The sequence below is a fragment of the Shewanella sp. genome (assembly GCF_051658185.1).
In the GTDB taxonomy this organism is placed as follows: Bacteria; Pseudomonadota; Gammaproteobacteria; order Enterobacterales; family Shewanellaceae; genus Shewanella.
Map to the genome: position 1 here is coordinate 1 of NZ_JBOFMC010000312.1, position 14,584 is coordinate 14,584.

General features: G+C 49.6%; 10 protein-coding genes. 1 reads left to right on the forward strand and 9 read right to left on the reverse strand.

The genetic code is table 11. The annotated features are described in order from the left end of the window. Nucleotides 1-172: 172 nt before the first annotated feature. The 9 genes from ACRCZA_RS11890 to ACRCZA_RS11930 form a co-directional block, all read right to left on the reverse strand. The gene (locus ACRCZA_RS11890) at nucleotides 173-538 is read right to left on the reverse strand and encodes a zinc ribbon domain-containing protein (protein ID WP_438674651.1); all 366 of its coding nucleotides are present in this window, start codon (nucleotides 536-538) and stop codon (nucleotides 173-175) included. An 838-nt stretch (nucleotides 539-1,376) separates the two neighbouring features. Beyond that, a complete protein-coding gene (locus ACRCZA_RS11895; RefSeq protein ID WP_438674643.1) occupies nucleotides 1,377-2,090 on the reverse strand; it encodes a M48 family metallopeptidase in 714 nt (237 codons plus the stop codon). Beyond that, nucleotides 2,090-5,188, reverse strand: coding sequence for a type I restriction endonuclease subunit R (locus ACRCZA_RS11900; protein ID WP_438674644.1), 3,099 nt, complete (start codon nucleotides 5,186-5,188; stop codon nucleotides 2,090-2,092). Before ACRCZA_RS11900 ends, ACRCZA_RS11895 begins: the two co-directional genes overlap by 1 nt. 21 nt (nucleotides 5,189-5,209) lie before the next feature. Next, nucleotides 5,210-6,430, reverse strand: coding sequence for an RNA-binding domain-containing protein (locus tag ACRCZA_RS11905; protein ID WP_438674645.1), 1,221 nt, complete (start codon nucleotides 6,428-6,430; stop codon nucleotides 5,210-5,212). A 26-nt stretch (nucleotides 6,431-6,456) separates the two neighbouring features. Further along, nucleotides 6,457-9,117 carry a TrlF family AAA-like ATPase gene (locus ACRCZA_RS11910; RefSeq protein ID WP_438674646.1) on the reverse strand — a complete coding sequence of 887 codons (2,661 nt, stop codon included), beginning with the start codon at nucleotides 9,115-9,117 and terminating at the stop codon, nucleotides 6,457-6,459. Next, the gene (locus ACRCZA_RS11915) at nucleotides 9,110-10,513 is read right to left on the reverse strand and encodes a restriction endonuclease subunit S (RefSeq protein ID WP_438674647.1); all 1,404 of its coding nucleotides are present in this window, start codon (nucleotides 10,511-10,513) and stop codon (nucleotides 9,110-9,112) included. The genes ACRCZA_RS11910 and ACRCZA_RS11915 overlap by 8 nt, the downstream gene beginning before the upstream one ends. Before the next feature lie 3 nt (nucleotides 10,514-10,516). Beyond that, nucleotides 10,517-11,566 carry a PDDEXK nuclease domain-containing protein gene (locus tag ACRCZA_RS11920; protein ID WP_438674648.1) on the reverse strand — a complete coding sequence of 350 codons (1,050 nt, stop codon included), beginning with the start codon at nucleotides 11,564-11,566 and terminating at the stop codon, nucleotides 10,517-10,519. Further along, the gene (locus ACRCZA_RS11925) at nucleotides 11,563-14,028 is read right to left on the reverse strand and encodes an N-6 DNA methylase (protein WP_438674649.1); all 2,466 of its coding nucleotides are present in this window, start codon (nucleotides 14,026-14,028) and stop codon (nucleotides 11,563-11,565) included. The genes ACRCZA_RS11920 and ACRCZA_RS11925 overlap by 4 nt, the downstream gene beginning before the upstream one ends. A 103-nt stretch (nucleotides 14,029-14,131) precedes the next feature. After that, complete coding sequence (locus tag ACRCZA_RS11930) at nucleotides 14,132-14,383, reverse strand: transposase (RefSeq protein ID WP_438674650.1); 252 nt, start codon at nucleotides 14,381-14,383, stop codon at nucleotides 14,132-14,134. Here ACRCZA_RS11930 and ACRCZA_RS11935 point away from each other — a divergent pair. After that, the coding region (locus ACRCZA_RS11935) for a hypothetical protein (RefSeq protein ID WP_438674652.1) at nucleotides 14,362-14,584 on the forward strand (223 nt) is incomplete at its 3' end. The two genes, ACRCZA_RS11930 and ACRCZA_RS11935, sit on opposite strands and share 22 nt — an antisense overlap.

Consider the following 14,584-nt stretch of genomic DNA (forward strand, 5'->3'; position numbering starts at 1 on the left):
TACGGGTGATATGAGCAACAGCCGTAGGTGATACCATTGATGTCCAGGCACGATGGCACAAGAGTTCGCAGAACACACCAGATTAGCTCCCCTTATATCCCCGCCCGATTGGGCGAGGGTTTACGGGGCATCTGCTAAAGGTAGCGAGCTTCCAAGAAAGCAGCCTAAGCCGCTAACTTTTCTTTTTTGACGCTTCGCTGGACACTGCTAGTCGAGCCTTTGACTCGCCAGTCTTACGATTGCCTCCACGTCCACTATCTGACTTTGTTCGTAGAACCCCATCGTCAGACAACACCGTTCCTGTGTCTAACATTAGGTTAATTGCCCGTTTCTTAATAACCAATGATGCGTTGTTATCTGCATTGTCAGTATTGCCACATTTACCGCACACAAAGAGTTTTTGTGATCTTCGGTTGTCGGGGTGAGTGTGATCGCATTTGGCGCACTCCTGACTGGTGTACGGGGCGGGAATTTTGAATACAGCTTTACCCGCTTGGTAAGCCTTGTATTTGGTGTAGGTCTCTATGAGGTGCTTGATCTCCTATGTGTCAAACCGTCATTCCGCACCTAATTTTCAAATTTAAAAAGTGACAAGGCTCACGAAATTCAGATCAAAATGCTAAATTCAATGAAGTCATATGGTTGCTCGTGTATTAATAATCGGTTACGTAACAATTCACTTCATAGGGGGCGCAAACATGGAACAAAGGCTTTTAACCATTTTTGCCACCACCGAGCCAAGACCGCCCAACTCGCCATTTGCTACGAACGTGTAGCCATCATCGCCGAAAATAAATCCAAAAACAGGTGCGGAAAGTCGGGTCAAACTGTCACATGGTTATTTTGGCGTCAAAGTGTGCAACAAGCAATTCACGTGTCATTTTGGCACAAACTGACTCAATCGAAATTTCAGTTTCATCACACATAGGTATGGAGATGATGTCATTGGCATAGGTCGGATCCAACCTTACCGCATAAGCGGACTTGAGATTTATGCTCAGGTTAAACGGTCGGGTTTGTTGTGGCCGTACCCTTTTTTGACGTCCTCCCACCTCTCGCTAACGCTCGCTGTGTAGTGGCACCGCTATCAGGTGCCCGCCATTCCATGCCTATTTGTAGTCGAGTTGGCGGTGGAACTCGAACCAACCTTGATCGAGGATCGCTTTGTTCAGACCTGACTTGGCCCGAACCTGCTTCCCCGGCTTTTCGGTGCTGCCTGCCGCCGACTTGGACATAACCCTAAAGCTGCTTAATGCGGCTTAGGTTGGTTGCGGTGACGTGGGGATCCCCGCCCTTCAGGGCGGGGAGGATGTTAAGGTGAATGACACAGCCCGTGCATCAGCGAACGTTATGATTGGCTCGTCCCCTGCACACGATCAATAAATCCATTCGTTATAGGCCAGTGGCATCTGGTTGAGCTTAGTACGCTGCTCTCGCCAATTAGGCAAATGCAGATCCATGAGCGCCATAAAACGGCTGTTGTGCCCACGCTCAAGCAAATGCACTAACTCATGCACCACGATAAACTCCAAACATTCTGGGGGCTTTTTCACCAGCTCTAAATTTAGCCAAATACGCTTGGTGTCTGGATTACAGCTGCCCCATTTGGTTTTCATGCGTTTGATACCGACAAACTCCGCGTGCACCTGCAATCGCGCTTCCCATTTGGCCAATAACGCCGGCAAACGCTGCTGCAAAAGGCGGCGATACCATGCCTGTAATGCCAGTTCTCGGCGTGGCGCCTCGTAGGTGAGTGGCGCCTGCAGCTTGATCCAGCCGCCTTGCAGCTTTACTGACACCACGTTGGAACTTGGCACCACCTCCAAGCGATAAGCGCGCCCCCACAAATAGTAACTTTCACCGCTACACAGCTGCCGCTCACTTTGCCGCGCTTGGCTGGCAAAGGCGGCCTGTTGCTGGCGGATCCAGAGCAGACGCCGTACAACAGCAATGCGTATGGCGGTATCGGATAAGTTAAGTGGCGCCGATACGCGCACATGCCCCTCGGGAGGCAAGACATTGATATGCAGGTTTTTTATCGCCTTGCGTTGCAGATCAAAGGTCAAATCGCCATAGGTCACTAACGCCATTAATGGTATTCCGGCTGGGCTTTGACCAACGCCATCACATCCGGAACTTGCACATCATACCCCTCGATCTCCTCCCTGATGGCAAAGCCAACTTCTCGCTCTTTAAAGCGATCCCCAAGCCAATCGGCTTTTTTCGTGCTACGCACAGCGGCATCAATCTTGCTGACCAGCTCGGCGTCTTGGCCTAAGTTGTCGTATAAAGCACGTTTAGCGGCGGTATCCATCGCGCTAGGGTAAGGGCTTGTACTGGCGTGAGCCGGCCGTTTGACCTGCATCGCCAAGGCGCGCACCTGTTCCAGATAGCTTTGATAATCAATGGCTTCTTGTCGGCGCAATGCGATCAGCTCATCTAGCAGCACCGACATTTTTTCGTAGTATTTCGGGTTGACTGGATTTTCATCCACGATGGCACGGCGTACGTTGTTTTCAATCGCCTCCGCCATCGCCTCTTTATTTTTACGCAGCGCTTCAGGCGCCCCCTCCAGCGCCTCGGAGCCTCGATCCATCAACAGCTCTAACAGACCAAATTGCTCAAAATCCATCAGCTGTTCACTGGCATCCGCATCGAGATACAGATCCAGCATTTGGCGCATCGCCGGCTCGAACAGCTTCATATCGACATGGTCATCACTGGCAATCTTGATTGTGTCGCGCAGTTGGGTATAAAACGCCACCTCCTCACGCAAAGAGGTCACCTCTAAGGGGCGATAACCGGCCTCTTCCAATTCATCGGCTAAGGCGGTGAACGCTCGCACTAACTTGGCCACGCTTTGATACAAACTCACGCGCAGCGCCTCTTTTTCCTCCAGCACCTCGGCGGCAGCGCCTGCCTCACAACAAAAATAGTGTAGGTAATCTTCCTGACTGCGCGGGGCGCGAACCGGCTCACAGAGCATACGCAGTGCCTCAAGCGCCGCATCTAAATCCGCCTTACCCTGCACTAAGCGATTTTTAAGCAAGCCATCAATATCTTTGGTGTCGTAATCCTTAAACGCACCGGCGGTGTAATCCTTGACGGTTTTTTCCAGTGAATGAAATAAGTCTTTGTAATCAATGATATAGCCATAATCTTTATCGGCACCGGCTAAGCGGTTCACACGACAAATGGCTTGGAACAAGTTGTGATCGGCCATTTTTTTATCAATGTACAGATAGGTCGCAGAAGGCGCATCAAAACCCGTGAGCAGCTTATCCACCACGATCAACAAGCGCATACGCCCCGGCTCTTTGATAAAACGCTGCTTAACCGCCTTCTCAAACTCTTCAACGCGCTTGGCCGCCTCATCTTCGCTTTGGGCAAAAAACTGCGCCAACATCTGGCGATAAATGGTGTATTTAGCCAGCTTCTCGGTAACCCCTTCGCCGCTCTCCTCGCCTTTAATACTGCTCGCACTCGGCTGATAACTGGTCACGATAGCGCACTTATCGGCAAAGCCGGACTGCGCAAACAACTCGTAACTCTTGCACGCTTGATACACGCTCGCGCAAACCAGCATGGCGTTACCGCGGCCATCGGCCAAACGCGGCTTACGCTCAAAGTCGAGCAAGATATCCGCCACGATTTGCTCAAGACGCGAACGACTCGACAGCAATTTTTGCATCGAGGCCCATTTAACCTTGAGTTGCTGGCGCCCCACCCGCGACAAGTTTTTGGTTTTTACCTCAAACCACTCATCAACTTTGGCTTGCGATTTCACTCGCTGCTCGATGTCCCGCGCCTCATAGCGCAGATCCAGCACCACGCCATCGTTGACCGCTTCATTGAATTTATAGGTGTGGATATAAGGGCCAAACACTTCGACCGATTTCTTTTTATCCTTTTTCAGCAAAGGTGTACCGGTAAAGCCGATAAACAGCGCCTCGGGCAGCAGGCGCTTCATGGCCGCATGCAAGCGACCGGACTGGGTGCGGTGACACTCATCGACAAAAACAAATAAATTACCTTTCGGCGAAAAATCGGATGGCAAGCCAGAAAGCAGCTCGGCGATAAACGCCTCACTATCCTCCGTCTCCGCCTCCGTTTCATCCGCGTGGCGGCCAAACTTATGCACCAATGAGCACAATAACCACGGCGCGGGCACATTCAACCGCTGCACGAGATCAGCTCCGCTGCGGGTGCGCAAGATATCCTCATCGACACCGGCAAACACCTTCTCGATTTGCTCATCCAGCTCGGTGCGGTCGGTGATGATCAGCACCCGACTATCGGGCATGTTTTCGCGGATCCACTTAGCCAGCCACACCATGGTTAAGCTCTTACCGCTACCTTGGGTATGCCAAATAATCCCGCCTTCACGCCGCTGTAAAAACGCCTTCGCGGCCGTAATGCCAAAAAACTGGTTATGGCGGCAGGTCTTTTTCACCCCGCTATCAAACACGATAAAGTCGTGGATCAGCTCCAAAAAGCGCGCCTTGGCACACACCTGCAGCAAATGGCGATCCAACAGAGGCAACGCGCGGTGCTCGCTCTCCTCTTTCCATTCCAGATAGTATTTTTCCGGCGTTTCAATCGTGCCGTAGCGCAGCCCTTGGGTATCATTGCCCGCCATCACTAACTGCATAGTGGTGAAGAAATTACGGATAAATGCTTGCTGCTGGTTATCTAGATTTTGGCGGATGCCTTCGCCAATTGACACCGTAGAACGCTTCAGCTCAAGCACCCCTAACGCGATGCCGTTCACATACAACACCAGATCGGGGCGCTTAGTGTTTTCCCCAACCACTGTCACTTCTTCCGCGATAGCAAAATCATTCGCTGCGGGATTTTTCCAGTCAACTAGCCAGATTGTTTGGTTTAGCTCACCGGCGCCGCGTTTCTCTTTCACGCCATAGCGCAATAAACGATAAACCTCTTTGTTGGCGTCATAGAGCTGGCGCCCCTCGCCCAAACTGGCCGCAGTATCGAGTTGGCGTAACACACGAGGGATCAACGCGGCATCCACCCCCCGCCCCTCTAGCCAACGGGTCAATAACTCGGGTTCAACATTGCGGTTATTGGCACGGGTGTGCCAATCGCCCAAATAGCGATAGCCCAGTTTTGTTTGAAAAAATTGCACCACGCGATTTTGGGTCTCGCGCTCCCGTTGGCCAATGATCACGTTAACTTTCCTTCCTTTTACTTAACGATAAAAAACAGTTTTCAGATAATCATCCGTTACTACAAACTCAGGTTCTTTACCTGTCCACTGTTTCACGAGCGGCACGATTTTGGTTCTCACGCCCATACCGCGGTAATCAACGTAAGCATAATCACGCAGCACCTCCATGATGATGGTGTTACGTGGCGAACGCTGGCCAGCCTTCATTTTTTCCACAGTCATGGAGTTATTCAGAGTCCCCGGGCTAATGACTTCAAAACGGTTTACGTAATTCGTTACTTCAATTTCCACGAAACGCGTCCAATCTCGGTGTGCCAAAGCATTAATCAACGACTCACGCACCGCTTCTAAAGGATAAAACCACGCTTTTTCTCGACGCAGGTCCGCATCAATCTGGTCGGCTTCTCGTGAAAGAAATGGGCTCATCAGCTCAATAAAACGCTCAATAATCCCTGCATCCACCAAACGCCGCTCACCTTCTTCCATATCCCAGCGCCCCACCATCGGACCATCGAGGATCTCATCTAATAGCGCTTGATACTCTTTATCCTCACTGTTAAAAGCCAGCAGCCTTAAACCTGATTGTTTAAGATATCGGCGCGGATGCTTACCAAACAACACTAAGCCCGCTACAGTGCAGCAAATACGCCCATCAATCTCGGTTAAAAAACTCAATCCAAGCAAACGGGCCTGCCATTGCTCTTCAGTTTCAGGTGCATCAGGATCGCGCAAAATATTGCGAAAATAGTCTGATAAACGCGCTATATCCAAACAGCTTATATCTGTACGCGGTACAGGCATCACCTCGGTATGCAACATGCCGCCTAATTCAAATAACCGCATCTGTTGCTCACGCGTTGCGATACGTGAGGTAGAGCCAACGCGGATATAAACATCCTCTCGCCCTCGATCTCGCACCACATAGGGCTTAGAAATGCCTTGAGGAAAGCTGATCACAGCCACATGCTTGCCATCATCCAGACGAACAATTTCATAAAAGGGCAGGATCATAGGGTGAATTTTGCTTTGAAAAACATTCATCACCCACTCTTCTAAATTATCCCGTTGCACACCACTAATGCTGCCGTCATCCTCAACCCCCAATAATACTTTTCCGCCCTGAAAATTGGCTAACGCCACCACTTCAATGGCTAATTGCTCTGGTCGAATATCATCGCGTTTAAACTCAATCCCTGAGTTTTCACCACTCGCGATGATTTCTAACAACTCCGTCTTTAACATACTTATCTCCGAGGTCGATTATGTGCTCAATTAAATCCGTATTTTTCACGGCGCTGATTGAATGCACTTTTACCGCCTTCCAAAATATCTGCTGCTAGCTCTTTAACTTCCGGTAGATCAATCGCCCCTTGCTGATCCGGCAAAATAATCCCTTTAGTGTCATCAACACTTAGCACGCCAATCCATTCGGCATCGCCAAACACCGGAATATTTGCATTGTGTGTGGCGAACAAAAATTGGCGGCTTAGTTTTGCTCGGCGAAGCTCTGCGACAATCCGCTCAGCAATAAATGCGTTATCCAAATTGTCTTCAGGTTGATCCAAGATCAAAGGGTCTTGATTATCCAAAAGCAATAGATGCAAAACAGCGGTACACTGCTGCCCCGTTGATAACTCCTCAATCGGGCGAAATACCGCATCACGCTCGCCATGGGTCACATTCAGTTCAATTTGCATCGTATCGGGCAGTTGCAGCTCTTCTAGCTCTAAACGCTTTATTTCTGGCAATCGGGTTAACGCAGTAATAACCGTACCCGTAATATCAAAGTTGGCAGCTAATGCGGCTTCGCCTTGGCGAATCGTGGCGACGAGATGACTGGGTGAAAAATTGCCGTCCAACACCCAAGCTAAGCGCTTCGCGCCTACGCCTTCTAAATGACATTCACTAAGAAAATCAACCAATGCTTGGCGGTTGCCTTCGGGCTGCAAGCTAAGTCGAACCTTTTGCTCCAGCTTTCGCGTTAAGCGTTTAACTGATCTCAAGATGCTAGCGGCTCGGGCACTGGTATGCTGATCCAGCTCCCGCAATAGTCCTTTGCGCTGGTTGTACAACTCATCAATTTGCGCTTGGCGATGTTGCAATGTGGTTTGCTGGGGCCGGATCTGCTCTATTTGCTTTAATAGCGTCTGATATTCAGCCCCAATTTGCCGCCCCGTTTTTCCTTGGCTGGCAGGAATATCCTTAAAGGCTTTTTCTAAATTCAGCTCTTCAGCCTGCTGACGTTCGAGCAACATCTGTTTGAGCGGTGCCAGTTGCGTATCTGCATTCGAAACAAGCTGTTCTAGCTGCACTAGCACTTGCTGTGCGCCGGTTTTTAAGGCGCCCAACGCCACTCGCTGTTGCCTAAATAAATCCGCATGTGGCAAGCCATCCAATGCGCTATCACTTAAAAATACAGTATCTGGCAAGCTGTCGTTAAGGGCTCCAATAACGTCTTTTACCCGCGTCACCTCTTCATCAACACGCGCATTCAACTGCTTTTCTTTGGCTAGCTTAGGAATAATTTTCAGCTTTTCTTCAATCCCTAATGCTTGATACTGCTTGGCCTGATCCAGCAATTTAGGCAAGCGCTCCACCTCTGCTGCAATATCGTCTCTTTGCTCCAGCGCACGCTTAATCGATCCACGATTTTCTTTAAGCCTTGCCAGCACTTTGGCAATATCGGCATCAAAGTGCTCGTGCTCGCCTTCTAAAAAGCGCTCTATCAGCTGATTACGGCTTTGTTCGGCGCGGGTCATTTCATAGATTTCGTTTTGCCCGTATAGCTCTAAGCCGGGCAACAATTCAGTCGGATGATAAGGTGATACATTGCCTTGCTCATCTACCACTGCCGGCTGATTACCATATTTACGACTTACGGTGAATTTTCGCCCTTGCAGCACGGCTGAGCGCAGCGTAATTTCCACCCATCCTCGCTCTTTGCCAAGATTGCTATCAATCACACTCTTATGTTGCTTTAGCGCATTTGGAGTTTTAGGCTCCAATGCAAATGCGTAGCGAATACACTCCAGCAAGGTTGATTTGCCCGTACCACGCCCACCAATTACAGCGTTCAGATGGTCAGACAATTCAATATCAACGCCGTCCAAATAACCGCCAATAAAGCGAATACGTTCGATGGCAGAGGCATAATTTTCCGGTTTATCAGCATTTAAGCGAACCCGAGATCCTGCATCCAAAAAGGCTTGTTTAAACGAATCAAAACAAGGCTTGGTCATCTTGATTAAACAAGAGGCCCCCGCTTCTTTTATTTTTTCAGGTGCTTCGACGTCAGCTGCGTTAAGCGCGACCATTTCCCGTTCACGCTTGTAATTAGCCTCTTTATTTAGGAATGTTTTGCGGTAAAAATCGCTTTCAACACCGTTTAAATCTTCGATAGAACCTGGAATTTGCGCAGCCAAAAGCCCTTTATGTTGCCAGACATGATCCATGCGCCGCTTTAATACACCGTCGTCATTGGTGCAGTGCGCAGCGTAGATAAAACCGTTTTTTTCATTAATGTAATTGATGATATCAATGGCAGATTTTGTTACAGGCGCAGCAGGCTGGTTAATATCTACACCTAACGCACCCAAATGCATTTTTATTAAGTCTGCCGTGGCGGTTTCGCTAAACAAACAGACAAAATGTATTTTTTCACTGGACGCAATTTCAAAGCCGGGAAGCACCACGATGTTATGTGGTTGAAATAAATCTCTAATTTCTTCGTAGCCATTGATTGAGCCATGGTCAGCCAAACCGATAATCTCAATGCCCGCCTCCAGCGCAGCATTTAACAACTGCTGGTTATAGTCAGATTCAGACAAGCTTTGTTGTTTGCCACGGTATTGAATATAACCCGCTGGATTAACCTGCAACGCACATTTAAAAAAGCGAGCTTTTTTATAACTTTGCTGTTGGTCAGCCATGTTGTGACTCCTTATTTAGCGGTTGCACCAAACGCGTTTTACCCGTCAGCAGCTCTTGCATCATACCTTGTTTGATTTGGCGGGTTTTGCCAAGGCGTTGTTCCAGTGCCTGAATCTCTGCGTCCATATCGGAGAGGATGGTAGCGATGGCGGTTTGTTCTTCTTTTGGTGGAACTGGAATTGTATATTTTGCTATTGCTGACAGAGGTACTCTTCGGTGGCCTGCACTACCAACCATCTCCGATTCAAGGGATTTCCTGAATACATTTCTGTTACTCCAGTAATAAATGAATCTCGAATCCGAGTTATCAGTAGCTCGTAGAACGTGAAATTCGGTACTGCCAAAACCAATGTCAGTACTCAGGGTCTCAGTATGGCATCCTTTACCATTTTCAAAGCAGGGAGTTATCTTCGCAACCAAGACATCTCCGCGCTCAAAGTAAGTGAACCCGCTTTTTACATTTTCAATTGCCAATACGTGTTGAGTCGATAATTGGGCTTGTTCTGTGACATCTTGCATTCCTACAAAAGACACTAAACTCATTGGTTTGATGGGCTTCTTAGATATCGACGGCTGAAATAGCGCCCCGAACCCAAGATCTTCCCAATCCTCCGGGATTTCTCCCAATTCACTTGGCTTGGTGCCTTTGGGTGTGCCATCTTCACGCAAGGCAAACTGAGGCAGGCGGGTGCGGCCGGTGAGCAATTGCTGCATAGTGGCGCTCTTGATCGCCTGTTTCTTAGCGATCAGTTGCTCCAAGGCACCAATCAGCGCATCACTATCCGACAACACATTAGCAATCGCGGTTTGTTCAAGGATACTATTAGGTATCATTATTTTAAAACCAGACAAATCTCTGTTGGTAATCTGGTTTATGGTTGCACCCATTGTTTCATTGATTTGCGATTGAATAACATCTGATTGAAATTGATAAAAAGCAAAACCAGATGCTTCAGTTCGATACACAGACATAAATGCACCGAATGCGAAGCCTTGTGCGTATTTATCTATCAACGCGCACTTTCCAATAAGCTGCCGACTACCATTTCGGACACATATTAGTATATCGCCCTCTTTTACTATAACTCTGTCCGGTAACTCCATTTGAACAAAGACACAATCTTCATATGCCAGTCTGCCATTTTGAACATTTGATGATCGTAATACTAATACACCACCATCAGAAACATCTTTAGGGCTATATGTAAGGCCAATCAAAGATTGGCCAATCTCACCCAAGCAAACTACCTCCCAATCCTCCGGAATAACCCCAACTTCGGTCTGCTTATAGCCCACCGGCACCGCATTCAGTTCAGCAGCGCCATTCCTATTGCAGCGGTTTTCTTTAGTGCTATCTTGCTGGCCGGCGCTTAGATTCTTATGGTTAACGCTCATCGCTTACTCCTGCCCTGCCTGACGTGTTTGTATTAGCCTTGCCTGCGCCCGCACTCTTTCTTGCTCAAGTTCATTTTTTAGCTCAGCTTCGGTGGGCAAATAAGGCAGGTATTTGGCGGCAAATAGCTGCTTTTGATCCGCCAGCACCGAATATTTCACCACGGCCTCGCTTTTTTCGCTGCATAGCACAAGGCCGATGGTCGGGTTGTCGTCAGCGCCTTTACGTTGTTCGTCATACAGGCGGACATAGGTGTCCATTTGGCCAATATCTTGATGTTTTAATTTGCCGATCTTTAAATCCACCAACAAAAAGCATTTCAGCTTGAAGTTGTAAAACACCAAATCAATATAGAAATCTTCATCCGCAAACCGGATCCGTTGCTGGCGCTCGACAAAGGCAAAACCTTTGCCCAGCTCAAGCAAAAATTGCTGCAGATTGCTGATAATGGCTTGTTCTAGATCACTTTCTTGGTAGGTTTTATCTTGCAAGTTTAAAAAATCAAGAATATAGGGGTCGCGCAGGTGATCCTTAGTCGTGTCGGCCAAAGGCTGGGTATTGGTTTGGGCTTCTTGTTCGAGCAATGCCTTATTCTGGCTAGACAGCAACCGCTCATAATAGAGCGTGCCGATTTGCCGCTCTAGGGCGCGGGCGCTCCAGTTTTGGTTAATGGCCTCTTGTAAGTACCACTCGCGCGCGGCGGGATTTTCTAAACGCAGTAAGGTGCGATAGTGCGTCCAACTTAATTCGAGACGCAGTGCGTCCTGAATTGGAAAGGTTTGATAAAAAGCGCGCATATGGCGCAGGTTGGTCACATCAAATCCTTTACCTAAACGCTCAGTAAGCTGCGCCGAGAGCTGCTGCAACTGCTGCTTGCCGTAAGTGGCGCGATGTTCACCTTGCAGCTCTTCTTCGACAATTAAGCGGCCAATTTGCCAATAGCTTTGCACCATAGCGCTATTCACCGTTTGGCGAACTTGGTTTCGGCTGTGCTCTATCTGCTGGGTGATGGCTGCCACCAATTTATTTAAGCTAGCCAAGAGAAGCTCGCTCATCGCGTCCACTCCAAGCCCATCGCGGTTAAGTGCGCGGCCACCTTGGCCTCCAGATCGCTGACCTGCTGGGTCAGTTGCGGCAAGGGGGCGCTGTAACGCTCCTCTAACTCTTTGACGCGGTTGGCCAGTTGCTGGGTGACGCGCTCGATTTCGGCCATCAAGGCGCTATGCAGGTGGGCGTGCCATTTATCCCTCACCAGCAGGGTTTTTATTTCGCTCTCAGTTAAGGTGCCGTAACGCTGCTGCACCTTTTTATCCAAGGCTTCACTGGCGTCTTTGTGCGCTTTTTTCGCGCTGGTTTCGGCATCAAACAGTTTTTGAGCCTGCTTAAGTGCTGTTTTTTCTTCATTATCAATAACTTGCTTTAAACGCGCTTTAACACTGGCTGCGGTGACTTTGTCTTTTTCATTCATTGCCTCAACAAGTAAGCCCTCTTCGCCACTGTTTTCCTCGATAAAGCTCTCTAATGCGTGGCTGGCTTCATCTAGCGCCACTTGCAAGGCGGCTAATGCAGTCTGCTCAGCAGCAAAGAAGCGGCTGGCAATTAACGCAGGTGCAATGAGCTCGGCTTTGTATTTAGTTTTGCCCACAACAAGGTCTGCGCTCTCTTTAGCTTTTTCGCCCTTGGCCACTACCAGTTCGCGCAGTTGGCCTCCGACCATCCAGCCCTCTTGTGCGATGACATAGAGATCGTCTTGCAGTTGGCTGTGCCAGAAATCCATCAGCAGTTGATAGACAGCATACGGGTTGAGTAAGCCGCCGGTCGTGCTGGCCGCATCACGATAAGCTTGGAGCAGGCTTTCGCTCACCTCATCAATCAGGGCCTTAGGCTGATCGTTGGGGGCGAAATCGGCAAACGCACAGGCATCAAACCAAGCGCTAAACGGCGCCACCGCGGCCTGTTGGAAACGATCAAACTCGGCGTGCGCCAAGATGGTGCTTTTGACCTTCGCCGCCGGCACGTTAGCGTGCAGATAACCGGCGCGCAGCCGTGTAAACAAGCTGGCTTTTAAACTCGGGAACACCTGCCAGTACGCATCCAAGGCGGCAATATCGCGCTCGGGGATGCCGCCTTGCAGATGGGCGCTCAAGTCATGCAGATCTTCGCCGGCATTGGCGTCGATATAGCGCGGGATGTTGAGGTTGTAATCGTTGGCGATGATTTCATGCAGCGGCACCCAGCGGCTGTAGCCGGCGGTTTCAAGGCCACGGTTGAAGCTATCCACCACTTGATGAATGTCTTGTTCGCGCAGGCGGTTTTTATTGCCGTCTTTGATAAACCCACGGCTGGCATCGATCATCAACACCTGCTGAGCGGCCGCGTTAGCACTGCCTAACGCGCGCTGCGAGGCGCCAGCTTTATCGATCACGATGATGCAGGCGGGAATGCCGGTGCCGTAAAACAGGTTAGCCGGTAGGCCGATGATGCCTTTGATGTAGCCCTGCTTGAGCAGATTTTCGCGGATGCGCGCTTCAGCATTGCCGCGAAACAATACGCCGTGCGGCAGGATCACGGCGCCTTGGGCGGTACTTTTGAGGCTTTTTAGAATGTGCAGCAAGAAGGCGTAATCGCCGTTTTTCTCGGGCGGCACGCCCCAAGTGAATCGGTCATAAGGATCCTCTGCAACCTGCACTCCGCTAGTCCAGTTTTTGCTGGAAAATGGCGGGTTGGCCACAGCAAAATCAAAGGTTTTGAGCTGGTTGTCTTGGTCTTTCCACTGCGGCGCGGCGAGCGTGTTGTCTTTCCAGATCTTGGCGGTGGGGTTGTCGTGCAAGATCATATTCATGCGCGCCAAGGCACTGGTGGCGTTGTCCATCTCTTGCCCGTACAGGGTCAAGCCTTTCGGGCCTGCCTCATCACTGGCCTTGAGCAACAGTGAACCGGAGCCGCAGGTCGGATCGTACACGGTGGCATCTTGTGGCGTTTGGCGACTGATACCGATCACCTTGGCCAGAATGCGCGACACTTCCGCTGGGGTGTAAAACTGCCCCTTGGATTTACCCGATTCGGTGGCAAATTTACGCATCAGATATTCGTAAGCATCACCCAGCAGATCATCCCCTTCTGAACGGTTGGCTGAGAGATCTAAGCCTTCAAAATTGGCGATCAGATTGCCAAGGCGGTCGATCATATCTTTGCCCTTGCCGAGCTTCTCTTCGTCGTTGAAGTCGGCAATGTTGATCACGCCTTGCAGATCGTTGGCGGCCGCAATCTTACTAATAATGGTGTTAATTTTTTCACCAATATCTTTGCTGCCTTTTAGCGCCACCATATCTTCAAAGCGCGCATCGTCAGGCACTTCAATCATGGCGTAAGGATTACCCTTTGCTTTGTCCGAAACATATTTCACGAACAGTAAGCTAAGCACATAGTCTTTGTATTGCGAGGCATCCATACCGCCACGCAGTGCATCACAGCTTGCCCACAGTGTGGAATAGAGTTCGTTTTTTTTAATTGCCATGCCAAGATTCTCAATAAGGTTGCGACCACACCCAATGATGTAGCGTTGCCATAGTGCGACGGCAAAATACCCGTAGTGCTATGGCAAAAAATATCGCGCAAGTTTACCTACTTAGAACCATTTGAGCCATACCTCGCGGCCCTATTTGCCGCCCATCCATCTCAACAGCAAATGTGTGTTCACGCTCACTACTGGACTGTTTACGGCGAAACGCATTACGCCAAACGTAAAACTGGCTGGAGGATAAATTGAGTTGCTTGGCCGCGCTGGTTACAGCGATCTTAGCTGCGAGTTGCAAGGCTTCGGATTTGAACTGCTCGGAATGCACGATCCTTGGTTGGCGATGGGCAGTCACAGGTCACCTCGTTAGGCGATAGTGCTCTCTTAATCTGCTGTCCAGTACATGGGGATCGGATCATTGTTGGTCATGAGGTGCATGAACAAGAGTCGGGTGAGTTAGCTGCCGAGTTACTGCAAAAGACTCTGCTACGCGAAAACTGCCAAGGTAAGGCCATTGTGCTGCATTCAGATAATGGTGCAGCCATGAAAGCACAAA